The 25,918-nt window shown below is 62.8% G+C and carries 17 protein-coding genes; 10 read left to right on the top strand and 7 right to left on the bottom strand.

What is annotated here, in order from left to right; translation table 11 throughout:
• Positions 1 to 95: 95 nt before the first annotated feature.
• Positions 96 to 854, top strand: coding sequence for an RNA methyltransferase (locus HDE77_RS03075; RefSeq protein WP_184415694.1), 759 nt, complete (start codon positions 96 to 98; stop codon positions 852 to 854).
• 171 nt (positions 855 to 1,025) lie between these two features.
• On the opposite strand, the gene HDE77_RS03070 is transcribed toward HDE77_RS03075, so the two are convergent.
• Positions 1,026 to 2,345 (bottom strand): hemolysin family protein, encoded by a 1,320-nt coding sequence (locus HDE77_RS03070; RefSeq protein WP_184415693.1) that lies wholly within the window; start codon positions 2,343 to 2,345, stop codon positions 1,026 to 1,028.
• A 146-nt stretch (positions 2,346 to 2,491) separates the two neighbouring features.
• Here HDE77_RS03070 and HDE77_RS03065 point away from each other — a divergent pair, with 146 nt between their 5' ends.
• Together HDE77_RS03065 and HDE77_RS03060 are read left to right on the top strand one after the other, a co-directional pair.
• Positions 2,492 to 3,121, top strand: coding sequence for a pit accessory protein (locus HDE77_RS03065; protein WP_184415692.1), 630 nt, complete (start codon positions 2,492 to 2,494; stop codon positions 3,119 to 3,121).
• Between the two features lie 90 nt (positions 3,122 to 3,211).
• Positions 3,212 to 4,330 (top strand): inorganic phosphate transporter, encoded by a 1,119-nt coding sequence (locus tag HDE77_RS03060; RefSeq protein WP_184415691.1) that lies wholly within the window; start codon positions 3,212 to 3,214, stop codon positions 4,328 to 4,330.
• 7 nt (positions 4,331 to 4,337) lie between these two features.
• Here the strand turns inward: HDE77_RS03060 and HDE77_RS03055 are convergent, their stop codons facing one another.
• On the bottom strand, positions 4,338 to 4,742 hold the full coding sequence (locus HDE77_RS03055; RefSeq protein ID WP_184415690.1) for a hypothetical protein: 405 nt from the start codon (positions 4,740 to 4,742) through the stop codon (positions 4,338 to 4,340).
• A gap of 145 nt (positions 4,743 to 4,887) precedes the next feature.
• Here HDE77_RS03055 and HDE77_RS03050 point away from each other — a divergent pair, with 145 nt between their 5' ends.
• The 5 genes from HDE77_RS03050 to HDE77_RS03030 all read left to right on the top strand — a co-directional run bounded on the left by HDE77_RS03050 (position 4,888) and on the right by HDE77_RS03030 (position 11,648).
• Positions 4,888 to 5,229, top strand: a complete 342-nt coding sequence (locus HDE77_RS03050; protein WP_184415689.1) for an MGMT family protein — start codon at positions 4,888 to 4,890, stop codon at positions 5,227 to 5,229.
• A gap of 84 nt (positions 5,230 to 5,313) precedes the next feature.
• Positions 5,314 to 7,125, top strand: coding sequence for a DNA helicase RecQ (gene recQ / locus HDE77_RS03045; protein WP_184415688.1), 1,812 nt, complete (start codon positions 5,314 to 5,316; stop codon positions 7,123 to 7,125).
• Between the two features lie 126 nt (positions 7,126 to 7,251).
• Positions 7,252 to 8,961 carry a YbaL family putative K(+) efflux transporter gene (ybaL, locus tag HDE77_RS03040; protein WP_184415687.1) on the top strand — a complete coding sequence of 570 codons (1,710 nt, stop codon included), beginning with the start codon at positions 7,252 to 7,254 and terminating at the stop codon, positions 8,959 to 8,961.
• Positions 8,962 to 9,074: 113 nt separating this feature from the next.
• Positions 9,075 to 10,496, top strand: coding sequence for a sugar porter family MFS transporter (locus HDE77_RS03035; protein WP_184415686.1), 1,422 nt, complete (start codon positions 9,075 to 9,077; stop codon positions 10,494 to 10,496).
• A 126-nt stretch (positions 10,497 to 10,622) separates the two neighbouring features.
• Positions 10,623 to 11,648 carry a LacI family DNA-binding transcriptional regulator gene (locus HDE77_RS03030; protein ID WP_184415685.1) on the top strand — a complete coding sequence of 342 codons (1,026 nt, stop codon included), beginning with the start codon at positions 10,623 to 10,625 and terminating at the stop codon, positions 11,646 to 11,648.
• Positions 11,649 to 11,676: 28 nt separating this feature from the next.
• Here HDE77_RS03030 and HDE77_RS03025 read toward each other — a convergent pair whose 3' ends face one another.
• From HDE77_RS03025 to HDE77_RS03005, 5 genes are all read right to left on the bottom strand, one after another.
• Entirely contained in the window at positions 11,677 to 13,179 is a 1,503-nt protein-coding gene (locus tag HDE77_RS03025; protein WP_184415684.1) for an MFS transporter, read from the bottom strand.
• Positions 13,176 to 15,386 carry a Six-hairpin glycosidase-like protein gene (locus HDE77_RS03020; protein WP_184415683.1) on the bottom strand — a complete coding sequence of 737 codons (2,211 nt, stop codon included), beginning with the start codon at positions 15,384 to 15,386 and terminating at the stop codon, positions 13,176 to 13,178. The genes HDE77_RS03025 and HDE77_RS03020 overlap by 4 nt, the downstream gene beginning before the upstream one ends.
• A gap of 40 nt (positions 15,387 to 15,426) precedes the next feature.
• The gene (locus tag HDE77_RS03015) at positions 15,427 to 17,838 is read right to left on the bottom strand and encodes a TIM-barrel domain-containing protein (RefSeq protein ID WP_343206053.1); all 2,412 of its coding nucleotides are present in this window, start codon (positions 17,836 to 17,838) and stop codon (positions 15,427 to 15,429) included.
• Positions 17,835 to 19,352: an alpha-amylase family glycosyl hydrolase gene (locus tag HDE77_RS03010; protein WP_184415682.1), complete on the bottom strand. Its 1,518-nt coding sequence runs from the start codon at positions 19,350 to 19,352 to the stop codon at positions 17,835 to 17,837. Before HDE77_RS03010 ends, HDE77_RS03015 begins: the two co-directional genes overlap by 4 nt.
• 340 nt (positions 19,353 to 19,692) lie before the next feature.
• Positions 19,693 to 22,665 (bottom strand): TonB-dependent receptor, encoded by a 2,973-nt coding sequence (locus tag HDE77_RS03005; protein WP_184415681.1) that lies wholly within the window; start codon positions 22,663 to 22,665, stop codon positions 19,693 to 19,695.
• A 461-nt stretch (positions 22,666 to 23,126) separates the two neighbouring features.
• Between HDE77_RS03005 and HDE77_RS03000 the strand changes: the two genes are divergently transcribed.
• Positions 23,127 to 24,743, top strand: a complete 1,617-nt coding sequence (locus HDE77_RS03000) for an alpha-glucosidase family protein (protein ID WP_184415680.1) — start codon at positions 23,127 to 23,129, stop codon at positions 24,741 to 24,743.
• 40 nt (positions 24,744 to 24,783) lie between these two features.
• A complete protein-coding gene (locus HDE77_RS02995) occupies positions 24,784 to 25,815 on the top strand; it encodes an alpha/beta hydrolase-fold protein (protein WP_184415679.1) in 1,032 nt (343 codons plus the stop codon).
• Positions 25,816 to 25,918 lie beyond the last annotated feature (103 nt).

The raw sequence follows: 25,918 nt of genomic DNA, 5'->3' as shown, positions 1-25,918 counted from the left end.
GGGGAGAGGACGAGCAGGCTCTGAAGGCGGGATGGCAGTTCTCAGGCCCGCCGCATCCACTATTCTAGGCGGCCACTCTCTGCCAGTTGTTTCGCATGACTACTGCCCCTGATCTCGCCGCCCTTATCCGCTTTGTGCTGGTGCGTACCTCGCATCCGGGCAATATTGGCAGTGCGGCGCGGGCGATTCGTACGATGGGCTTCGAGCGACTGGAACTGGTGGCGCCGGCCCGCTTTCCCGACACGGAAGCGAATGCGCTGGCGGCTGGCGCAGACGACGTGCTGGCGAGCGCCGGCATCCATGATGAATTGATCGACAGCCTGGCCGGGAGCAGCCTGGCGCTGGGTTTGTCGGCGCGGCGACGCGGTGTAAACCTGCCCGAGATCTCGCCGCGCGAAGCGGCCGCGCAGGTGCTGGCTGCCGCCGCCCGCGGCGAGCAGGTGGCGCTGGTGTTCGGCAATGAACGCACCGGTCTGGAGAACGAAGAACTCGCGCGCTGCCACGCGATGGTGCGGATTCCCAGCGTGGATGATTTCAGCTCGCTGAACCTGTCACAGGCGGTGCAGGTGATGGCCTATGAGCTGCGCGTGGCGATGCTGGGAGACGATGTGCAGGCGTCAGCGCCGGTGCGCGATGAGCCGCCCGCCGATGCGACGCAGATGGAACAGTTCTACGTGCATCTGGCGCAAATGCTGGACGACATCGAGTTCCACAAGGGGCGTGAGCCCACCACGATCATGCTGCGTCTGCGCAAGCTGTTTCAGCGCGCGCAGCCGGATGAGCGCGAGCTGCGCGTGCTGCATGGGATTCTTGCCGACGCGCAGCGCATGGCGCAGCTTGCGGCGAAGCGGTAGAAACTCACCTTCGGCGCGATGCTCTTGTGGGAGCGACTTCAGTCGCGATGCTACTGCTTTGCCCTTGGGCTCTAAAGCAAGCAAGCCAACAATAAAGCCAAGCCAGAGCATCGCGATTGAAGTCGCTCCCACAAGGGCAAGTGCGCGAGCTTTCGCGCACAAGGTGCGCTCCTACAAGTCGTCCGAGTCCTCGTCCGACGGAGCGCGGGTGACCAGGAGTTTGTCGATGCGGGCGCCGTCGAGGTCGACCACCTCGAAGCGGATGCCGCGCCACGTGAATACTTCGCCGGTCTGCGGGATGCGGCCGAGCGCGGCCATCACCATGCCGGCGACGGTGCGGAAGTCGTGTTCCTGCTCACCGGGCAGGTGATCCAGATGCAGCAGTTCACGCAGGTCATCGGTCGACAGACTGCCGTCGATCAGCCAGCTGCCGTCTGCACGCTGCACGATGGGCGCGTCCTGATCGTCGGCGCCATGCGCGATCTGGCTGACGCCGACCACTGCGGCCAGCAGGTCGTTGACGGTCACCACGCCTTCGATGTCGCCGTACTCGTCCACGACCAGCGCCAACTTTGTTTCGGCGTCGCGGAATTCTTCCAGCAGGTCCAGCGCGCGCGCCGTTGCCGGCACGAACAGTGGTTTGGACAGATGATCGAACAGCTCCGGCTTGCCTTCCGCAAAGCTGTGCAGCAGGCGCTTGACCTCGACTACGCCGACCACATCGCTCTCGTTGCCGCGAAACACTGGATAACGCGAATACGGGGTCTGCCGCAGCACCTCGACGTTCTCCTGGCGCGAGGCGGCGATGTCCAGCCAGGCGATGCGCATGCGGGGGGTCATCACGCTGTCCACCGTGCGGTCGCCCAGGCGCAGCACGCGGTTGACCATGTTGTGTTCGTCCGGATCGAGCACGCCCTGTTCGGCGCTTTCGGCCACCAGCATGCGGATCTCATCCTCGGTGACCACGCCGCGGCGTCGCTGATGAACCCGCATCAGCCGCAGCAACAGGTTGCTGGACACGTTCAGCAGCCACACGAACGGTGCGGTCAGCCGCGACAGCACCAGCATCGGAAACGCCATGTATACCGACACCTGTTCCGGTGCCGAGAGCGCCAGCCGCTTGGGCACCAGTTCGCCGATCACGATCTGGATGAACGAGATCAGCACAAAGCCGAGCACGATGCCGATCACCCGCGCATACGGCCCCAGCCAGGCGGCGCGACCGTCATGCAGGGCGTCGGCAATATGGCCGCCAAGGGCGTCGCCGGCGATCGCGCCGGTGGTCAGCATCACCAGCGTGATGCCCACCTGCACGGTGGAAAGGAAGTGCTCCGGCGCCTCGGCATGACGCAGCGCCATGGCGGCACGGCGGCTGGTTTTCGCCATTTGCTTGAGCCGGCTCTTGCGCGAAACGACCAGAGCCATCTCCGACAGCGCAAAAAAGCCGTTGCACAGGGCCAGTACGAATACAAACGCGATTTCGGTCAGCATCGCGACAAGGGCGGGTAGGGGTCCATGGGGTGAAGTGTAAGGGCTGGCGGGCCTCTACTTCACCTCGGTGGCGGTCTCAGGGCGTCCTTGAGGGTGGGCCTGTCCTGTAACATTACCGTCATCTGGTTCCCTCAAGGCTTGGCGGCATGTTTTCACTGCAGACGATTTTTGGCAAAGGCGACAAGTTCTATGGCCTGCTCGAGCAAAGCGCAGCCACCGTTTGCGAGAGTGCCAAGGCCCTGCATGAGCTGTTGAGCAAGCCCGGGCAGGGCTCGGTGATGGCAGCGTTTACCGCCACCCGCGCCCGCGAGAAGGAGCTGGCGGCGCAGATCAGCGAGGGCCTGGTCAACACCTTTGTCACCGCGCTCGATCGTGAAGACATCGAGGCGCTGAACTCGGCGCTGTACAAGATTCCCAAGACCATCGAAAAATTCGCCGAACGCTACGAAATCGTGGCCGAGCGCCTGGTTGGAGTGGAATTCGCCCAGCGCGCGCTGGTGCTGGAGCGTTCCAGCGAGGTTGTCGCCGAGATGATCGGCGAGCTGCGCCGCGGCCTGCGCATCGACCCGGTAAAGAAATTGCAGGATCGCCTGCAGGCGCTGGAATCCGAAGGCGACCGCATGCTGCTGTCGCCGTATCGCACGCTGTACGTCGAGGGCGGCGATGTGATGCGGGCGGTGCTGGCGAAGGATCTTTTCGAGCTGATCGAGAAGGCGATCGACAAGTGCCGCGATGTCGGCAACATCGTGTATTCGATCGTGCTGAAGAATTCCTGAGGGCGTTGCCGTGAGCCTTTGCATCACGCGTTGCCCGATTGAGGCATACCCAGTCCGCCGTGCTGAGGCGATCGTCGCCGGAGACCGCGTATGAGCCTCAGTCTGGTCCTGGCGGAAGTGCTGATCGCACTCGGTTTTACCTACATCAACGGCTTCCACGACACCGCCAATTCGATTGCCACTGTCGTTGCCACCAAGGTGCTGACGCCTGGTCAGGCGGTGCTGCTGGCGGCTGTCACCAATCTGTTTGGCGCGTTGCTGGGCACCGCCGTGGCGGCCACGATTGCATCCGGGTTGATTGATGCCGGGGTGATCGACGTGGGCCCGCAGTTGGTGATCTGCGCGTTGCTGGCAGCCATTGTGTGGAACCTGATCACCTGGTGGCTGGGCCTGCCGTCCAGCTCCAGCCACGCGCTGGTCGGCTCGCTGGTGGGTGCGGCCGTCGCTGCATCGGGTAACAAATTCAATTCGGTGATCTGGGTGCAGGGCAACTGGATCACCGGCCACGGGGTGATCCCGAAGGTGATCATCCCGATGGTGCTGTCACCGCTGGCCGGCTTCATCATCAGCTTTGCGTTGATGGGGGGGCTGTATGCGCTGCTGGCATGGTTTGCCAATCGGCGTGGCTGGTTGCGTCGGTTCGGCCGCACACCGTTCGTCAACAGCTTTTTCGGCAAGGCGCAGATTCTTTCCGCCACCGCCATGGGCGTGGCGCACGGCATGAACGATGCGCAAAAGAGCATGGGCATCATCGCCCTGGCGCTGGCCGGCGGCACCGCGGCGCATCAGTTCGATCAGCTACCCCACATGCTGGGTTTCCTTAGGATCGCCGAGAACACCGCCGGCGGGTTTGTCATTCCGGTCTGGGTGAAAGTGGTATGCGCCCTGACCATGGCGGCCGGCACGGCCGGTGGTGGCTGGCGCATCATCAAGACGCTGGGCCACAAGATGGTCAAGCTGCACCCGATCAATGGCTTCGCTGCCGAAACCAGTTCCGCCGCGGTCATTTTGACCGCCTCGATGTTCGGTATTCCGGTATCGACCACCCACAACGTGTCCGCCTCGATCATGGGCGTGGGCGCGGCCAAGCGTTTCAGCGCGATTCGCTGGTCGGTGGTGGAGCGCATGGTGTGGGCGTGGATACTCACCCTGCCGGTGACCGCATTGCTCGCCTACGGGCTGGTGCAATTGGCTGGAAAAGCCTGGTAGGCGGCGCCTAGAGCGCGTCGCCACCACTGACGACGATCTGTTCCAGCTGGTCGCCGAGCGTGCCCAGCTCCGTGACCACGCGTTGCAGCTCGTTGCTGTCGAGCAATTCGTACGGGCGGTTTTCGCACAGATGCAGGTAGGGTGAGCCATCGAGGTCGGCTACTGCCAGAAAGCCCGTGCGCTGCTGCCAGTTGAAGCGCAGGCATCGGCTTGGATCGGTGCCGGCGAGCGGGCCGATCGGGGTCGAAATGCGCAGGTAGCGTCGGCCTGATTCGTCTTCCAGTTCGGCCAGATAGATGCCCTGATGCCGATCGCGCGACAACTCCAGATCGAAACTGATCAGGTAGGGATCGTTGTGGCGCAGCTCGTGCTGGCTGCTGATGTGGGAACGCACGGCTTCAAAGTGACGCATGGTGCGACTTCCGCGGCTGGTAAAAGGCGCTGCTACTCTGCCACGTCTGCGAGTCCGCGTCGCGTCGATCGGGTGTCAGAATCATTCCCGGGTCGAATGCGGCTTCTTTCCCTGGCCTGATGGCAGAATATTTCTGAACTTGCGCATGAACGACGGTCACGCACGCATCTACGCCGCCATTGCCGCGATTCCTGCAGGCCGGGTCGCCAGCTACGGCGCCATCGCCGCCCGTGCCGGCTTGCCGGGGCGGGCTCGGCTGGTCGGCCGGCTGCTGGGTGAAACGCCCGATGGCATGCGACTGCCGTGGTACCGCGTGCTGCGTGCCAGCGGACAGATCGCGATGGCGCCGGGCAGTCGCGGTTTTCGTGAGCAATCACGGCTGCTGCGGGCGGAATGGATCGAGGTGAAAAACGGTCGGGTGCCGTTGTCGCGATTCGGGCTCGATGGCGACCTCGATCACGCATTGTGGGGCATGCCGGACGACTGAAGGGAAGGTGCTCCGACGGTCTGCGGCGTGTTTTTCGCGAAGTTTCCGCGAAGTGTTGCGGTCGGGTTTGCTAGCATGTAACCGATGGATTCCTCAGCTCTCGACCTTCTTCAAAGCGTTTTCGGTTACCCCAGTTTCCGCGGTCAGCAACAAGCCATCGTCGAGCAATTGTGCGCAGGCGGTGATGCGCTGGTGCTGATGCCGACGGGCGGCGGCAAGTCGCTGTGCTATCAAATTCCGGCGTTGCTGCGGCAGGGCACCGCGATCGTGGTGTCGCCGCTGATCGCGTTGATGCAGGATCAGGTCGACGCGCTGCGCGAGGCCGGCGTCGCCGCGGCCTATCTCAACTCCAGCCTAGGTGCCGAGGATCAGCGCGAGGTCGAGCGGCAATTGCTGGCCGGCGAATTGAACCTGCTCTATGTGGCGCCCGAGCGGCTGCTGACCGGACGTTTCCTCGGTCTGCTGGAACGCACCGAAGTGGCACTGTTCGCGATCGACGAGGCGCACTGCGTTTCGCAATGGGGCCATGATTTTCGGCCCGAGTATCGCGAGCTGGCGATTCTGCACCAGCGTTTCCCGCAGGTGCCGCGGATCGCACTCACCGCCACTGCCGACCCGCGCACCCGCGATGAAATCGTCGAGCGACTCTCGTTGCAGCAGGCGCGGCAATTCGTCGCAAGTTTCGACCGGCCGAACATCGGCTATCGGGTCGGCCTGCGTGACAACGCGAAGCGTCAACTTACCGAGTTTCTGCAGGGCCATCGTGGTGAATCCGGCATCGTCTATTGTCTCAGCCGCAAGAAGGTAGACGACATTGCCGAATGGCTGGCCGAGATCGGCGTCGAGGCATTGCCGTATCACGCCGGCCTCGATGCGACCAAGCGCGCCGCCAACCAGAAGCGCTTCCTGCGCGAAGACGGTGTGGTGATGGTCGCTACCGTCGCGTTCGGCATGGGCATCGACAAGCCCGACGTGCGCTTTGTCGCGCACCTGGACTTGCCGCGCAGCATCGAGGGCTACTACCAGGAGACCGGCCGCGGCGGTCGCGACGGGCTGCCGGCCGAGGCGTGGATGATCTACGGTCTGTCCGACGTGGTGACGATGAGCCAGATGATCGCGCAGTCCGAATCGGCCGACGATCGCAAGCGGGTGGAGCGGCAGAAGCTGGAGTCGTTGCTGGCCTATGCCGAAGCCACCGATTGCCGTCGTCAGTTGTTGCTTGGCGCGTTTGGCGAGACTTATCCCGGCCCCTGCGGCCATTGCGACAACTGCGTCGCGCCGCCGAAGACGTGGGACGCCACGGTGCCGGCACAGAAGGCATTGTCGGCCGTCTATCGCAGCGGTCAGCGCTTTGGCTCTGGTCATGTGATCGACATCCTGCGCGGCGAGGAAACCCAGCGCGTGCTCAGCCTCGATCATCATCGGTTGAGCACGTTCGGGATCGGTGCCGAGATGGACGAGAAGCAGTGGCGCTCGGTGTTTCGTCAGCTGCTTGCTGCCGGCCTGCTGGAGGCCGACGCGGAAGGCTATGGCACCTTGCGCCTGACCGCCGCGAGCCGTGCCGTGCTCAGCGGCGAGAAGACGGTGAAGCTGCGCGAGGATGCTCGTCCCGCGCGTGGCCGCCGCCGCGACAGCAAGCTGATCGTTGCGGGCGGAAGTCTCGGCATCGAAGCCTATGAGCAGTCGATGTGGGACGCGCTGCGCGCCTTGCGCACGCAACTGGCCAAACAGCATGGCGTGCCGCCGTACGTTGTGTTCCACGACGCGACCTTGCTGGCGATGTTGCGCGCGCTGCCGGCGAACGAGGACGAGCTGGCCACGATCAGCGGCGTCGGCGAAGCAAAGCTGAAGCGCTATGGCCGCGACTTCCTCGCCGTGATCAACGCGCAGGAATAAGCCGTCGCTGTTGTGTCGGCGCTTGTGCTGGGCAGCGACTGGCCTTACAACTGACCGACATCGCGAGTGCATGCCGTTGAGGATGACGGCGGCGCATCGGCGTACTTCACCCTGAGAGGATGGTGCATGCACGACGCCCCACTCATTGCGACACTCGTCAGCGGCATCGTGCTGGCGTTTGTGTTTGCTTCCATCGCATACAAGCTGCGCTTGCCGCCATTGGCTGGGTACCTGATGGCCGGCGTGGTGGTGGGGCCGTTCACGCCGGGCTATGTCGCCGACGGCCACCTGGCGCACGAGCTGGCCGAGGTCGGCGTGGTGCTGCTGATGTTCGGCGTGGGCCTGCATTTTTCGCTGAAAGACTTGCTGTCGGTCAAAGGCATCGCGATCCCCGGTGCGCTGGGCCAGATGGCGGTGGCCACTGTTCTGGGCATGCTGCTTGGCTGGGGCCTGGGCTGGCCGATGGCACAAAGCTTTGTGTTCGGCCTGGCGCTGTCGGTGGCAAGTACCGTGGTGTTGCTGCGGGCGATGGAAGAGCGCCGGCTGATGGAAACCGAACGCGGCCGCATCGCGGTGGGCTGGCTGATCGTCGAGGATCTGGCGATGGTGCTGGCCCTGGTGCTGTTGCCAGCGATCGGACTGGCGCTGAGCAGCGGCGGGCAGAATGGCTCCTCTCTCTCGTTTGCAGCGATCGCCGGCACGGTCGGCATCACGATCGGCAAGGTGGCGTTGTTCGTCGCGTTGATGCTGATCGTCGGCAAGCGGTTGATCCCGTGGATTCTCAAGGTCGTCGCGCATACCGGCTCGCGCGAACTGTTCCGTCTGGCGGTACTGGCGATCGCGCTGGGTGTGGCGTTTGGTGTGGCTGGATTGTTCGGCGTGTCGTTCGAGCTTGGTGCGTTCTTCGCCGGCATGATGATGGGCGAGTCGAAGCTGGCCCAGCGCGCCACCGAGGAAACATTGCCTCTGCGCGATGCGTTCGCGGTGCTGTTCTTCGTCTCGATTGGCATGCTGTTCAATTACCACGTGGTGCTGACCGAGCCGCTGGTGGTGCTGGCTGCACTGTCGATCATCGTGATCGGCAAGTCGCTGGCGGCGTTCGCCATCGTGCTGGCGTTTGGACGTCCATTGCGCACCGCGCTGACGATTGCCACCAGCCTGGCGCAGATCGGTGAGTTTTCCTTCATCCTGATCGGCGTAGGCGTGGCGCAGAACCTTGTGTCAAAGGGCGCGCAGGACGTGTTGCTGGCCGCCGCGATCCTGTCGATCCTGCTCAACCCGCTGTTGTTCAAACTGCTCGATCGCGCCCGACCGTGGCTGGATGCGCGTGAAGCGCTGCAACAAGAGCAGGCGTTGGCGCCGGCGCTGGTCGAGCCAGCCGCCGACATGGCTACCAGCACGCTGACAGGGCATGTGGTGGTGGCTGGCTACGGCCGGGTGGGGCGACTGGTCGGTGAGTCGCTGCACGAGCGGGGCGATGCGGTGCTGGTGCTGGAAGAGGAAAAGGAAAAGATCGAGATGCTGCGCGAGCACGGCATCGAAGCGATCGTCGGCAACGCGGCGCAGGACGACGTGCTGGAGGCTGCCAATCTCGCTCATGCGCGCGCACTGGTGGTCACGGTGCCCGATGCATTCGAGAGCGGTGAGGTGGTGCGGCTGGCGCGACTGGCCAATCCGAAACTGCAGATCATTGCCCGCGCCGATTCCGATGCAGGCATGGCTCATCTGCTGCAGAAGGGCGCCGATCTGGTCGTGCTGGCCGAGCCCGAACTGGCGCGTGGCATGCTCGAACATCTGCTGGCGCGCGAGTCGGGGTCAGTGCCCAGGATCCACTGAGACTCTGTTACGTTGGCCGGTACCGTTCGCTGCATACGTATTCAGCCGGACAGGCCAAGGGGTACAGGGCAGACTCGGTGAACAATTCAGTGATGCCATGACGTGGGGACGCAATGAGCACAGCAGGCGCAACAGACGGGTCGGGGCAGCACGCCACCGCGCGGGTGGTACTCATATCGGCGGCGGCGGCGCTGGGCGGCTTCCTGTTCGGTTTCGATACCGCGGTGATCAACGGTGCGGTCGAAGCGATCCGCGGCAGCTTCACACTGGATGCGGCACAGACCGGATTTGCGGTGTCGTGTGCACTGCTCGGTTCGGCGCTGGGTGCCTGGTATGCAGGCATGCTCGCGAACCGCTGGGGGCGGGTACGCACCATGCAGGTGGCCGCCGTGCTGCTGGTGGCTAGCGCGGTGGGCTCGGGACTGGCGAGCGGTGTGTGGGATCTGATCCTGTGGCGACTGGTCGGCGGTATCGGCGTCGGCGTGGCTTCGGTGATCGCGCCGACGTACATCGCCGAAGTGTCGCCTGCCTACATCCGTGGCCGGCTGGGATCGATGCAGCAACTGGCGATCGTGCTTGGCATCTTCACCGCGTTGCTCAGTGATGCATGGCTGGCCGGTTCGGCCGGCGGCGCGTCGCACGCGCTGTGGTTCGGGATGGCGGCGTGGCGCTGGATGTTCCTGGCGGCGGTATTGCCGGCGCTGATCTACGGCACCCTGGTGCTGGGCGTGCCGGAGTCGCCGCGCTACCTGGTGGCCAAGGGTCGTCTGGCGCAGGCCAGGGACGTGCTGCGTGAGGTGCTGGACATGCACAGCGACACCGCACTGGACAGCAAGCTGCACGACATCGAGGAAAGCCTGCGCTCCGAACATCCGCCGCGCCTGAGCGACTTGCGCGGCAAGGCTGCCGGGCTGCTGCCGGTAGTGTGGATCGGTATCCTGCTGTCGGTGTTCCAGCAGTTCGTGGGCATCAACGTCATCTTCTATTACTCGTCCACCCTGTGGCATTCGGTGGGCTTCAGCGAGGCGGACTCGTTCACGATCACCGTGGCGACTTCGGTGGTGAACGTGCTGGTCACCCTGGTGGCGATCGCGCTGGTCGACAGGATCGGCCGCAAGCCCTTGCTGACCATCGGATCGGCCGGCATGGCGGTGACCCTGGCGACAATGGCCTGGTGTTTCTCGCAGGCTACCGGCAACGGCGCCACGCTCAGTCTGCCCGGTGCGACCGGCATCGTGGCGTTGATCGCGGCGAATGCCTACGTGGTGTTTTTCGGGGTCAGCTGGGGTCCGGTTGTGTGGGTGCTGCTGGGCGAGATGTTCCCGAACCGCATCCGCGCCACCGCGCTGGCGGTGGCCGCGGCGGCGCAGTGGTTGGCGAACTTCGCGATCACCAGCAGCTTCCCGGCGCTGGCCGAGATCGGCCTGACGTTTGCCTATGGGTTGTATGCCGGTTTTGCGCTGCTGTCGTTGCTGTTCGTGCTGTATGCCGTGCGCGAGACCAAGGGCATTGAGTTGGAGGACATGCAGGCATGACGAACGGGGAGCGTGCGGCGGCCTACGACAGGCGATGGGCAAAACAGCTAGGATTCGGAACGACCGGCGGCCAAGTCATGGCCGGCGTCATGCTGTCTTGCAGAAGGTTTTCGGATCCATGTGCGGATGAAGGGAAAGGCCACATCGATCGATATCGCCCATCTGGCCGGGGTATCCCAGGCCACGGTTTCGCGTGCGCTGCGCGGCAGTCCGCTGGTCAATGAAGAAACGCGGCGGCGGATCCAGGCCGCCGTCGAGCAGCTCAACTACAAGGTCGACAAGAACGCATCCAATCTGCGCCGGATGTATTCCGGCACGCTGGCGTTGCTGTTGTTCGAGGATCCCACGGCCGACGAGTCGCACATCAATCCGTTCTTCCTGTCCATGCTGGGCTCGATCACCCGGGCCTGCGCGCAGCAGGGTTACGATCTGTTGATCTCGTTCCAGCAGTTTTCGCGCGACTGGCATGCCGACTTTGCCGATAGCAAGAAAGCTGACGGCATCATTCTGCTCGGCTATGGCGATTATCTGGCCTATCGCGACAAGCTGGAAAAGCTGGTCGCCCAAGGCACCTGCTTTGTGCGTTGGGGAGCGGTGCTCCCCGATCAGCCGGGCGTCTCCATTGGTTGCGACAATTTCCACGGTGGCTACGCGATTGCCGAGCACCTGTTGGAACGTGGCTGCCGCCGCATCGCCTTTCTCGGCGATGCTTCAAGCCATTACCCGGAATTCTTCGAGCGCTATCGCGGCTATGTCGACGCATTGCAACAGGCCGGCATCATGGTCGATCCCGACTTGCAAGAAAATGCTGAAAGCACCGAGCGCTCCGGCTACGAGGCGATGTACACGCTGATCACGCGTGGTGTCGGCTTCGATGCGGTATTCGCCGCCAGCGACCTGATCGCGATCGGCGCACTGCGCGCGCTTTCCGTACATGGGTTGCGGGTGCCGCAGGATGTCGCACTGGCCGGCTTCGACGACATCGCCATGGCCAGCTTCGTCAATCCACCGCTGACCACCGTGCTGCAGGACACCCGACAGGCGGGCGAAGTGCTGGTCGACAGCCTGCTCAAGCTGATCCGCGCTGAGCCCGTCGAGAGCGCGATCCTGCCGGCGAAGTTGATCGTGCGGCGTTCGAGTCTGCGCGGTTAGAGCGGTCGAACGCAGACAGTTTTGCGGCTCATGCCGATGTCGGCAGCGCTTGCTGAGTGGGTTCGCGCACGCGCAGCGTGCACAAACCGGCCACAATCAGACTCGCACCACCCAGGACCAGCGCCCAGATCGGCTGGCCGTGAAAGAACAGCTTCAGCAACACGCCGAGCACGCTCGCTGCCAGCAGCTGCGGGATCACGATGAAGAAATTGAAGATGCCCATATAGACGCCCATCTTCGCGGCCGGCAGGTTGTCCGACAGCAGCGCATAAGGCAGCGAGAGGATCGACGCCCAGGCGAAGCCCACGCCGACCATCGACAGCAGCAACCAGTCCGGGTCGCGGATCAGCAGGAACGACAGCAGCCCCGCGCCACCCAGGCATACGTTGATCAGGTGGCTTATGCGCAGCCCCCAGCGGCGCACCATCCAGGGAATCACGACCGCCGCCAGCGCAGCGAAACCGTTGTAGACGGCGAATAGCACATCGACCCAGTTCGCGCCGTTGTTGTAGGCGATGGAGTGCGGATCGGCGCTGCCGAAGTGCACCTGGGTCACCGCTGGCGTGGTGTAGATCCACATCGCGAACATCGCGAACCAGGAGAAGAACTGCACCCACGCCAGCTTGCGCATGGCCTCGGGCATCGCATTCAGATCGCCCAGCACCTGGGTGAACATCCCCTCGCCACCGTGCGCACGACTCAGCCAAAGCAAGGACAAGCCGTACGCAACAAATCCGCCGGCCAACAGGTACAAGTTGTGGTCCAGCTTCATCCTGACGATCAGCGCGATCGCGATGACACCGACCGCTACCCAGGCGAGCCCCTTGCGCCACGCGGCGCGCCGGTCGACCGTTTCAGCGGACAGCTCGGGCGCCGATGCCGTATCGGCGTCGAACGCCAGCAAGGTATCCGGTGGGTACTCGCGCGTGGTGCACACCGTCCATAACACCGAGCCCAGCAGCACCACGCCGCCGAAGTAGAACGCGTATTTCACCGTGTCCGGCATACCGCCGGCCGCTCCCACATTGTCCACCCCCAGCTTCGCCAACAGCCACGGCAGCAACGACGCCACCACTGCGCCGGTGCCGATGAAGAAGCTCTGCATCGCGTAGCCTTGCGCGCGTTGCTGCGTGGGTAGTTGATCGCCGACGAAGGCGCGAAACGGCTCCATCGACACGTTGAACGAGGCATCCATAATCCACAGCAACCCTGCAGCTACCCACAACGCCGGCGCGTTTGGCATCCATAGCAAAGCCAGCGTCGCCAGCACGGCGCCCACCAGGAAATACGGACGCCGCCGACCCAGCCGGCCCCAGGTGCGATCGGACAGGTGCCCGATCAGCGGCTGCACCAGCAACCCGGTCAGTGGCGCGGCGATCCACAGCGACGGAATATCCGATACGTCCGCGCCGAGCGTCTGGAAGATGCGGCTTACGTTCGCGTTCTGCAGTGCGAAGCCAAACTGGATGCCGAGGAAACCGAAGCACATGTTCCAGATCTGCCAGAACGACAGCTCGGGTTTCCGGTTCATGGTGTCGGTGTTCCCGTAGCCAGCGGCGCAATCAGCAGATCGCCGATGCTCGCCGTGTTCAGTGGTCCATCGATGCCACCGCTGCCACCGGTGTAATGCACGAAGTGACGCAGGTAGCTCATGTTGAATCCCTGCTCGACTGAAAAGCTGCAGCGTGCTCGCGCCTGCGCCGTGAAGCTGATGGTGGTGGAGAGCTGCATGCCATCGCTATGCGGCATCACCAGCGGCATGGGTTGCAGCGTGTGGTCGCCGCAGCGCACGACCAGCAGTTTTACCGCAGCGGTGATGCCGGTGTTGATCGGTCCGTGATCGTTGCTATAAGTCAGGGTGACCTGGAACCTGCCACTGGCCGGTGCGATCCAGGCACGCGGCCATGCGCCGCTCACGCGCGTGCTGTCCCCGACGCATACGGCAGGGCTGGGCAGTGACTCGAGGCCATCGTGGCTGCGTTGGGTGACGCTGAAACATTGTTGTGCTGGCTGTGCGTCGAACTGTCTGCTGCCGTTGATCGGGCCCTGCGGCTGTCCGTTGAGATAGAGCAGGCCGCTACCCTTGATGCTGACCTGCCAGTGCTTGCCGTCACGCATCACCGTTGGCGCATCCGGCGTGGGCGGCGCAAACATTGGCGCATCCAGGCGCAGTGGCGCGACAGGTACCTGCGCCGATGTCAGTTCGACCACGCTGTCCGTGCCATGGCGCTGGACCGTGCCAGTGACCAGCAGATTGCCATTGAGCATCGCCGGACGTACCAGCGTGATGCGTCGGCCAGGTAGCTGCAGGCTGATGCGATCGCTGCTGCCGAACAGCATGGGCACCAGCGACACCGGCAGCTTCGGTTCTATCTGGCCATCGTCCGTCAGGCCGAAGACGCCTTCAGTGACCATGTTCAGATAGCCGGCCACCGACCACAGCTGGCGCGGCGAGTCGACCACGGGTCCACTCAGCTTGCCATCGTCGACGTGTATCGACTGCGTGGCCAGCTCGAAGTTCTCCATGTTCGAGCCGCTCAGCGCCGCCCCACGCATCAGCGAGTGGAGCTCGTGTGCGATGCGTTCGGGATCGTTGACGGTGCGCGCGGCGCGCAGCGCATAGGCACTGACGAAAGGCCAGATCGCGCGATTGTGGTAAATCGGCTGATCGGCGCGCTCGGGCCAGATCACCGGGCTACCGGCGGCATAGGTGGGATAGTTCGCCAGCGACTGCCGTGCGCGGTCGGCGTCCGCCACGCCGCTGGTGATGGCCAACGACAGGCCGAGCAGATCGTAGGCCTCCACCGGCGCGCCGTCGCCGCCGATATAGCTCATGTACATGCCGTGATCGGCGCGCCAGAAATGGGTGTTGATGGCGGTCTTCAGCGCGTCAGCCTGGGCGCGGTAGTTGGCGGCTTTCGGATCGTTGCGTTGTTCGGCCATCTGGACGGCCAGCTGCAGTGCCTGATAGTGCAACACGTTGGTGGACAGCGCGAACGACTGCGCGATGAAGACGACGTTGTTCGCAGTCCAGCCGGGATAGGTTTGTTCGCGCCAGTCGAGGAACGAGGTCTCGCCGCGGTACAAACCCAACGCATCGTCGAACACGTACTGCCGGTCCTGCACCAGCGTGTCGGCGAGCGCACGATAAACCTGATCGGAAAAACCACGGTCATCCAGCAGATGGCGTGCACCGAGAAACCACACGATACGATCCGTGCTCACGGGCCAGCTGCCGCCAGAGCCGGTGTCCTGCATCGGATACCGCATGTCCTTTAAATCAGGGGCTGTCGGCACGGAGGTGCTGCGCACGTCGGAAAGCTTGAACAGCAGCGATGCCTTCGCGCGCGCCGGATCAAAGCGCCACAGCCCCAAGTCCACCGAATAAGACAGATCGCGCGTCCATACGTAATGCCACTTCACGCCCGTCTCGAAACAGGCGCAGGGCATCGACTGGCCGTGGTCGAACGCGTCGTCGCTGATCGCCGCCACCGAGTCCTGGCGCAGATCGTCCTGTGCCATCGCGAACAAGCCATCGAACAGTGCGCTGGCGGTATGCACGGATGCCGGTTGTGAGGAAATGTGGCGATCGCCGGCGGGCGCGTGCAGCACGAAGCTGCCATCCGCCGCCATCGTCATGGCCGCCGTCTGCTTTTGCCAGCTCAATTGATGTTGCCAGTTCGCGACAGCCGCCGGCTGCGACGCGGCCAATGTCGCCATCAGCAATGAGCTCAGCATGGGCATGCTTCGACTAGCCTCGCGACGTCAAGAGATTGAATCATTCGCTGCCCCGGCTGCCATTGCCTGCATGCCCGCGGCCAAGCTTGATTGACTGTGCCGTACCAGCGCGCAGTTTCACATAGACCACAGCGCCGAAACGGTCGTGTCCCCGGGCCCAGCCTTCGCCTGCAGCATTCTGCAGCGCAGCGAGGTTCTCGTAGGCCGCCAGCGCCGCACCCTGCTGACTGATCGGGCCGCCGGCGTCGGTGTGCCATTGAATCAGGTAGTACTGAAGCGCCGGGCGATATGAGCCCATCGGCGCAGCGGTGCTGAATTCGACGTCGTCATGGGTACGCCGAGAAGACAGCGTCTGGCTGAAGTAGTCGCCGTGTTCGTAGGCGTAGCTGACGCCGTCGTCGTCGTAATAGTCGAAGTGGGTAGGCGTGGCGCCGGGGAACACATCAACAGTCAGCGTGGTGACCGGATGCTGTCCGACGTAATCCATTACCGGCTGGGTGGGAATGATCGCGCCGTCGCGGATGAACAGCGGTATGTCATCCCAGTGAGTACTGTCGATCGGATAGTCGATGCTGCGGCCACCCTGGTAGACCGTGCCCTTGAACCAGTCGACCCAGCGACCCGCGGGCAGGTAGATGTTTTTGACGGTCTGGCCCCGCTCGACCACCGGCGACACCAGCAGGTGGTCGCCGAACATCCACGCATCCACATCGTTGCGCAGCTTCGGATCATCCGGATAGTCGAAGATCAGCGGGCTCACCAGCCCCGAGCCATGAGTGTGGCTCGCATGTTCACTGGCGTAGATGTACGGGATCAGCGCATAGCGCAAGCGGATCGCCTTGGTGGCGGCGGCTTCGGCGATCGGACCATAGCGCCATGGCTGGCGCTTCTCGTTGAACGTACCGTGCACGCGGAAGATCGGTGTGAACGCGCCGAACTCGAGCCAGCGCGCGTAGTTCTCGTCGCTGGGATGACCAATGAAACCGCCGCCGTCCATACCCCACAGCATCGCGCCGACATCGATCGCGCTCAACATGCGCTGGCGTTGCGCCGCCATGCTGGCGAAGCCGGTGGGAATATCGCCCGACCATAGACCGTAAGCGTAGCGCTGCGAACCGAGCCAGAAGTTGCGATTGACCGACCACACGCGAAGCGTCGAATACGCGCGCTGGCCGTCATACAACGCGCGCTGCATGTTCATGAATTGGTTGTTATCGTCGGTGTTGTCTGCCTCATCGTTCCACCAGCCCACGATGCCGGTGTCGAACGAATGCTTCAGCGCATCGTTGAAGAACCACGTGCGCGCCGCCGGTAGATCGAAATCGATATCGCCCACCGGCTTGAGCGAGAAATAATCCACGCTGGTCGGCTTGCCGGGAAACCAGAAGTCGTGCGCCGTGGCATAGCGACCTTCCACGGTGTCGATGTGGATGCGCGGTTTCATGATGCCGCTGAGGTGCATGCCTCGACCGTCCAGCTCCTTCTTCAGCTTGCCGCTGGGGCCGTTGGGAAACTTGTCGGTGTTCCAGCGGAACTCGCCATCGTTGTCCTGGCCCCAGGCCTTCCAGTCGAAGTCGAGAGTGAAGTTGTCGATCGGGATGTGCTTGGCGCGATAGGTGTCGACGATATCCAGAAGCTCTTTTTCGTCGATGCCCCACTGGCTGTTGGTGAAGCCCATCGCCCATTTGGGAAACAGCGGCGCGTGGCCACTCAATTGCGCCAGATCGCCGAACAGCTCGCGCGGTTGGCCGACGAAAATGTAGAGATCCACCGACGGCTTCGTCGACGCGCCCTTCGACACCGTGTCGATATCGATGCGCGTGGAGCCCAAGTTGAACGCAACATTGTCGTCGCTGGCCAGCAGCACGCCATAGCCGGCCGTGCTCCATACGAAGGGTGCGCCGGCATTACCTTGTTCGCCGGCCTTGGCTACCAGCGCGCCTTGCCGTAACAGGCCAGCAGTGGCTGGCTCTGTCGCGTTGTAACCGTGGATGCCGTAGAGCGCATCGCCCGCAGCATGCATCAGCGAAACCTGGCCCTGCTCCAACGCCGCGGAATACAGTGTCAGCAAGTGCCGGCCACTGACGTCTTCCACGCTGAGTGTACCGTTGCGCTTGTTCCAGGTCGCTGTGAGGCGGGCAGATGCCATCGTCACGGTATTCGTGTCTTCGCGTACCTGCGCGGCTGAGTGGGTGCGGTCAGGATGGGGGTCGAGCACCAGCGCGGGCGGCGTTGCCGAAGTGCCTGCCTGCACGTGCAGGATGCCGCGGCCGTCCAGATGGATCGCGATGGGCGTCCCGAAACAACCATTGACCGACATGCCGTCGTTTTCGAGATGTAGGGTCGGCGGCTGGCACTCCAGCATGGTGGCGGCTTCCACTGCGGACAGCACAAGCATGCCGGCGAGCGCGAGTGCAACGCGAAAGGCGACCAGCTTGCGCCGGCAGGTCACTGCAGAACCACGCTGCTATAGGGAGGCAGTTGCAGGCCTTCGGCGTCGATCGTCGCGCCGGTCGTGCTCTGCCGCAGCAGGTGATTGAAATGGGGTTCGCCAGGGACGTCCAGCGGCATCGACTGTGGCGCGCCGGAAAGGTTATGCACGACCAAAACGGCTCCCTGTGCATCGGCGCGTTCCCACACCACCAGGTGATCGTTCGCTTCCGGATAGACGCGGAAACTGCCGTCGCGCAATGCGCTGATCTCGCTACGCCAGTGGATGAGCATGCTGTAGTAATGCAGCAGCGAGTTCGGGTCGACCTGTTCGGCTTCGACCGAGACTTCGGCGCCATTGCCGGAGGTAGGTGCCTCCCATGTGGTTTCGCCGCGACCGCCCGACGTGCGCTGCCAGCGCATCGGCTCGCGCATGGCTGAATCAGGCTTGTGGCCGCGTGTGCCGAGTTCCTCGCCGTAATAGATGTAGGGTTGGCCGGGTAGGGTCAGCAGCAACGCCGCGGCCATTCGCATGTGCTGCGGATTGTCGTCGAGCTGGCTCATCACCCGCTCCTGGTCGTGGTTGGAGAGGAAGGGCGCGTCGTCGAGACGGCCGCTGGCCGCACGATATGCGGCGTAGGTGTGTTCGAGGATCACGGCGAGACTGAGATTGCGCTCGCGGCGTGCGCAGTCGATCAGTTGTGTCGCCAGCGGAAAGTTGAAGACCGCATCCAGCGGTTTGAAATACGGCGCCAGCTCGGTAGCCGATGGCCGCGTCACTTCGCCGACCACGTAAGCATGGGGATTCACTGCATCGATGCCGTGGCGGAACTCGGTCCACCACGCGATATTCTTCGCCAGCACGGTGGGATCGTCGACGTCCGATTGCAGGTCGTCGTAGATATGCTGTGCAGCATCCAGTCGAAAGCCGTCGACGCCCTTGCCAAGCCAGTAACGACCTATCTTGACCATCTCCGCCCGCACCGCAGGGTTGTCGTAGTTCAGGTCGGGCATCGTGGGCGCGAAGATGCCGAGGTAGTCACGCATGCCAGCGTGTTTCATACCAGCGGGTTGCGCGTGCCAGGCACTGACGCCGGTGGCGCTGAGCGTATCCAGGTCGGTGTACTTGTCGGCCCATGCGTACCAGCCGTGGTAGGGGCTGTTCGGATCGAGTGCCGCCTTGAACCAGGGATGTTCGTTGCTGCTGTGATTGATCACCAGGTCCATGATGACCTTGATGCCACGCTTGTGCGCTTCGGCCAGCAGGTGTTCGAAATCGTGCATGTTGCCGTACTGCGGGTTGATGCCGTAATAGTCGGTAATGTCGTAGCCGTGATAGCTGGGCGATGGATTGATCGGCATCAGCCAGATGCCACTGACGCCGAGCGACTGCAGGTAGTCGAGCTTGGCGGTGACGCCGTTGAGATCGCCGATGCCATCGCCGTTGGTGTCGTACCAGCTGCGCACAAAGATCTCGTAGTACACCCCTGACGAGGGTTGTTGATGTGTGGCATCGGCAAGCGCCGGTGCAGGCATCGAAGACTGCTGCGCGCCCGCAGTGCTGCATGCGAGACAGAGCGCGAGTGCTGCGCAGGTGTGGGCAAAGTCACGAAGAGCAGGATGTAACCGTGGCATGGCGTTTCCCAGAAGCCTGGCGCGGTTGCCACGAAGGCTCGCCCGCCGCATAGGTGGATAGTTCCGGACGGCCGAAGTCGTTCGTCAACCTTGGCGCGCGTCACCATGGAGTGCAGGAGTGGCACGAACCATAGCATTAGCTTGGATCGGCGAATCGTCGGGAAAAGCCCGACCCCACAAGGGCGTGGGGTCGGGTGGGGCAGCACAAGCCGAGCCTCGTGCGTCGAGGCCCGGCGCGGGCTTATAACGACAGATTGAAACCTGCATAGATCGTGCGGCCGAAGTACTGGATCGTGCCGGTTTCCGAGGGATTGCCGAAGTAGGTGCGGGTCGGCTGATTGGTCACGTTCAAGACCTGGAACAACAGGCTCATGTCCTTGTTGATCTTGTACGCAGACTGGAAATCAATCTCCGTCTCGTCATTGAAGTAGACGAGCTGGTTGGTCACCGCGATCTGCGAGTCCGATACCCATGGCGAGCGGTGGGTGAGCGTGACATTGGCAGAGAACGGGCCGTAGTCGTAGAACACGGCGCCGCTGATCACGATGCGAGACAGGCCCGGCAAGGTCTGGTTTTGCGGGGCGCCGCCCAGCACCGAGATGTTGCTCACCGCACTCTGCGTATAGGCGTAGTTGGCCGACACACCCAGGCCAGACCAGATGCCGGGCAGGAAGTGGGTCTTCTGGAACGCCAGCTCCATGCCACGCACGTAGCCGCCCTTGGTGTTGTTGAACGCGGTCTGGTATTCACCGTTCTCATAGGGCAAGCCAGTGGCTGGATTGGTCGGTACCGTAATACCGACGGAGGCGAAGTCGAAGTTGTTGTAGGTGACGTTCTGCACGAACGAGTCGATGTGCTTGAAGAACGCATCAGCGGAGATCACACCACTGGAATCGTCGAAGTAGTGTTCATAGGTGAGGTCGTACTGACGGGCTACCAGCGGATCGAGCAACGGACTGGTGCCACCCCAGATGTTGTACTGGCCATTCGACTCCCAGGCACCGGAGCCGGCCAGCAACTGATTGATCGGCGGCCGGGCCATCACCTTCGCTACCGAGAAGCGGGTCTGGTCGTTGTCGGTCCAGTGGTAGATCAGGTTCAGCGATGGCAGATAGTCGGTATAGGTCTTGCCGGTATTGAGCGGTGCGTAATTGTTGTTGATGACACCGTAACCGTCAGCGATGGGCACACCTTCGCCGTTGTCCACTTCCTGCAGGCCCGAGCTGTACTGGTCCGTGTGCGCCACGCGAATGCCGATGTTGCCGGTGAGCGAGTGGTCGAACACGGTGGTGTCGATGTCAGCCATGAAGAATGCATCACGCTCCTTCTCGCTGACCGTGCCGCTCTGGATTTCCGTCCAGTTGTTGTTCCAGTCCTTCACGGGCGTTCCCTGGGCAACACCGTTGGCGGCCAGGATGGCCGGCGCATTGAGTTTCAGGAAGCACGGAAATCCGGCGAATGAACCTTGCCAGCAGGTTGTTGTGGCATCGCTGCTGTTGAGCCGCAAGGGCGGTTGGCCGGCTACCGGCGAAGTATTCCATTCCGAACCGTATACCCACGTGCTGCGATCGGCTTGGTAGTTGTGGTTGTTGATGTAGATGCCCGCTTCCAGCCCGGACAGCAGCGAGTTGTTGAGGAAGTCGTATTTCACGCTGGTGCGGAATGCCTTGTTGGTATCCGTGTATACATACGGATAGACACCGTAGCGGGACAGCGCCATGTCGTTCGGATTGGTATAGACACCCGGATTGGCGAACGAGACGCTGCCGATATTGGTGCCCGCCAGTGCGTAGGTGGTCGACTGGCTCATCAGCGTGGGTGTCGCCGTACCCAGACCGTTGTAGGGATCGGCGGTGGTATCGACGTTGACCTCGTTGCTGTAGGCGCGAGACATCGACGCATCGGCTTCCACGTGCCACGGCCCGTGGTTCCACTTCAGGTTGAGGCCGCCTGAGAAAATGTGCGAGATGGTGGTGTAGTTGTCCGCCGTCGTCTCGTTGGAGTACTGGTTGCCGGTGAATGGATTGGGCGTGCCGGCGGGATAGGAGGCTGGATTCGAGCTTACGGTGCCGCCAAGCAGTGCGCCATTCGACGAGATGATCGGGTTGGTGATCTGCGCATTGTTGTTATAGAAATTTTGCGAGCGGAAACCATAGCCGTATGACTGGTCGTCGTATCTCGAGAAGAAGCCATCGGCGCTGACCTGAAGTTCGTCGTTGGGCTTCCATACGATAGTCGACAGGTAGCCATCGCGTTTTTCCTCGCCACCGTTCTGCTGCACCTGAATGCCTTCAGGGACGTAGGCCTGCGGTGCACCGGCGTAGCTGTTGATGGGCTGGGTCGAGGAGTTGAACGCCTCGCCCACGAACTGTTCGGACACATGCGGCTGATACATTTCGGCGACGCCAAGGCCGACGCCCACCGTATCGTCGAGAAACTTGCCCTGATAGGCGGCACTGAAGCGGTAACCCAGCGCGCGGGCACCGGTGACGTCATGGGCCTGGCCGTCGTAACTGCCGCGCGCGTCGATATTGAGCGACTGGTCCTTGGTATTGTTCAACGGGTTGGCGGTCTGCATGTCGACTGTGCAGCCGACACCACCTTCGATCAGCGAAGCCTGCGAAGACTTGTACACCGTCGCCTGGTTGATCAGTTCGGACGGATATTCGTCGAACTGCACGTAGTTGGTGCCGCTGGTCGGCGGCTGCTCGCGGCCGTTCAGCGTGGTCAGCACGAAGTTGCCGTCCAGGCCGCGACAGTTGATCTGCGAAGCCTGGCCGCCGATGCGCTCGGCGGCGACACCGGGCAGGCGGGTCAACGCGTCCGCGATCGATTGATCAGGCAGGCCGCTGATGTCCGCGGCGGTCACCACATTCACGATGGTGTCGGAGTAGCGTTGCAGGTCGATCGATTTCTCGATGCTGTTGCTGAAGCCGGTCACGGTGATCGCAGACAGGCTGGTGGCGAGTTTCTGTTCCTGCGTCGGAGCTTTTGAATTCTGTTCTTCTTTTTTCTTTTTATCGTCGGCGGCCTTCTTGTCGGCAGCGCTCTGGGTACCGGATGTTGACGTAGTAGTCGTCTGCGTAGTGGTCGACTGCGTAGCGCCCGAGGCAGCTGTACCGCTGCTATCGGATTGCGCTGCCCTGACCCCGGCAGTGCAGCACAGGCCGGCGGAAATCAGCGCCAGAGCCATAACGTTGCGTTTCAAAAGCATGTTCTCGTCTCCCCACGAAAAATGTTGTTGTTGTTCTGGAACCCTGGCTGCCTCGAGCTTCCGTGTCGGTGAGATCGTTGGCAGGTTGCGCTGGTCGAGTGTCTCCAGCGGCGTGTGGGCATGGTAGGGCCGGGTTTCCGCGACTCACCACTTTCTGCATACGTATTCATGCCGGCCTCGCCCGGCATGTCATCGCAGCGCAACATCGATCGGGGACAACTCGCCATCGCGCGCGGGCCGAGTCACGCGAAACCACATGTGTGCTCATCGCGGCCATGCATCGGAAGCGCCGCAATGCATCAGGCGCAACCAACGCAAGCACGTCGCATGACGCAACCGCAGCACGAATGAATACGTATGCAGGCCACTGCGTGGTGTAAAGGACCTGCAGCTAAGCTGAGCGCCGTTCGCCGACGAGCGCCTTGAGGGGTACTTGTGGCCCAGTCTTGGGGTTCTGTTCCATGATCGATGCTTCCTGGTGGCGCGGTGCCGTCATATACCAGATTTATCCGCGCAGCTTTCTGGACACGGATGGCGATGGCGTGGGTGACTTGCCCGGCATTGTCGAGCGACTCGACTATGTGGCGAGCCTCGGTGTGGACGCGATCTGGATCGCGCCGTTCTTCCGTTCGCCGATGGCCGACTTCGGCTACGACATTGCCGACTACCGCGACGTCGACCCACTCTTCGGCACGCTCGACGATTTCGATCGTCTGCTGGCCAAGGCGCATGGGCTCGGCTTGAAGATCATGATCGATCAGGTGCTCAGCCATACCTCGATCGAGCACAGCTGGTTCAAGGAGAGTCGCGAGAGTCACGACAACCCCAAGGCTGACTGGTACGTGTGGGCCGACGCCCGCGCGGACGGCAGCGCGCCGAACAACTGGCTGTCGCTGTTCGGCGGCTCGGCCTGGCAGTGGGAGCCGCGGCGCGGGCAGTACTACCTGCACAATTTCCTGTCCTCGCAGCCGGACCTGAATTTTCATCAGCCACAGGTGCGCGCGGCCGCGCTCGACAGTGTGCGTTTTTGGCTGGACAAGGGGGTGGATGGTGTGCGCCTGGATGCCATCAATTTCTGCTTCCATGATAGCCAGCTGCGCGACAACCCGCCCAAACCGAAAGCACAGCGCGTCGGTCGGGGTTTCAGCCCGGACAACCCGTACGCCTTCCAGTACCACTACTACAACAATACCCAACCGGAGAACCTGGCGTTTCTCGGCGAGCTGCGCCGCTTGATGGATCGCTACCCGGACGTCGCTGCGCTGGGCGAAATCTCCTCCGAGGATTCATTGGCAACGATGGCCGAATACACCAGCGGCCATCGCCTGCACATGGGCTATAGCTTCGAGTTGCTGACGGATGATTTCAGTGCCGCGCACATCCGCGGCACGGTGCAGCAGCTGGAATCGAAGATGACCCAGGGCTGGCCGTGCTGGGCGATTTCCAACCACGACGTCGAGCGCGTGCTGACACGCTGGGGCAGGGGGAAATCCTCCGCACAGCTGGCCAACCTGCTCACCGCGATGGTCTGTTCGCTGCGCGGTTCGGTATGCGTTTACCAGGGCGAGGAGCTCGGTCTGACCGAGGCGGAGCTTCCCTACGAATCATTGCAGGATCCCTATGGCATCGCGTTCTGGCCGCAGTTCAAGGGGCGCGATGGGTGCCGTACGCCGATGCCGTGGAACGACGATGCGCATGCCGGATTCAGCCGTGGTACGCCGTGGCTACCGGTGCCTGATGAACACCGCGCACTGGCCGTGGCCCAGCAGGAATCCATTCCCGGTTCAGTGCTGAACGGCTTCCGCGCTTTCATGCATTGGCGCAAATCGCAGCCTGCGCTGCGCTGGGGCGATATCCGTTTCCTGGAAACAGCCGAACCCGTGCTTGCGTTTACCCGCAGCTTTTCCGGCGACACCGTGCTGGTCGTCTTCAATCTCGCCGATCAAGCCGTCGACGCCACCCTGCCAGCACTCAATAACTCGCATCGGCTGCATGGTCATGGTCTGGCGCAAGGCGACCTCGATGGCAACCGACTGCACCTGCCCGGGTATAGCGCCTGGTTTGCGAAGCTCGATTGAATCAGCCGTGATCGACATAGGAAAATCGGCGCTCCAGTCCATGGCGAGAGCGATACTGATTCCGCTCCTGTCGGCTTGCGTCCTGGTGGGGTACCCCAGTGATGGTCGATCGGTCGAGGCATTGCACGCGACGCCAGCACTGATGGATGCCACCGGCAGCGACGCGGCATCGGCCACAACTTCTGTGGTGCGGCTACAACTCGCTGCGAAGGCATTCGCGCCAGAGCAGATCAAGGTCGCAATCTATCTTCCGCCAGGCTATGAGCAGGCCGCGGCGACCGGTCGGCGTTTCCCGGTGCTGTACGCGAACGACGGACAGGACATGCCGGCTGTGGGTTTGCAATCGACGCTGGTGCAGCTGTATCGCGACAAGGCCATCGAGCCCGTCATTGTCGTTGCGATCGACATGCTGTCCGATCGCGCGAGTGCGTACGGACTGTCCGATCGCGCCACGTCGCGAAGCATTGTCGGCGGTTCGCGCATCGGTCCGATCGGGACGCGGGCGCAGGACTATTCTGCCTGGGTCGCTACCCAACTCTTGCCCTACGTCGACATGCACTACCGAACGCAGAGATCCGCCAAAGCGCGCACGATACTCGGCTGGTCGCTCGGCGCGCTGAACGCATTCAATCTTGCCTGGCAGTATCCGGATCTGTTCGGCAGGGTGGGCGCGTTCTCGCCCTCGTTCTGGCTGGCGTCCGATCGCACCAATGCCGATACGATCCAGAAAACGCGGCTGGCGCAGGACGTTGTCGACCGCAGCAGCAAGCGTGTCGGCCTCAAGTTGTGGTTCTCGGTAGGCACCGCGGAAGAAACCAGCGACCGCAACGGCGACGGCGTCATCGATGCGATTGAAGACGTGCAGGATCTGATCGAAGGTTATCGTGCTGCCGATGGATTCCAGACGCGCGGCCTGAAGCAGCTAGGCTATTCGATCGATCCTGATTACGCGCAACATCCATCAGCCCACATCGATGTCGCGTTGCTGCTGTTGAAGGATGGCGAGCACAACCAGGCATCGTGGAAAAAGATGCTGCCACCGTTTTTGCTTTGGGCCTACGGCCGGCACTGAAACGTGACCGATCCCTCAATACCGATCACTCCCTACTGGATGGTTCAGGCTTGAGCCTGATACCGCGGCTTGTCGGGTTTTCGACGGATTGCGCAAATTGCCG

Source organism: Rhodanobacter sp. MP7CTX1 (genome assembly GCF_014205795.1).
GTDB lineage: Bacteria > Pseudomonadota > Gammaproteobacteria > Xanthomonadales > Rhodanobacteraceae > Rhodanobacter.
The sequence above is the reverse complement of the archived record's forward strand: the minus strand, read 5'-3'. Positions and strand labels throughout refer to the sequence as shown.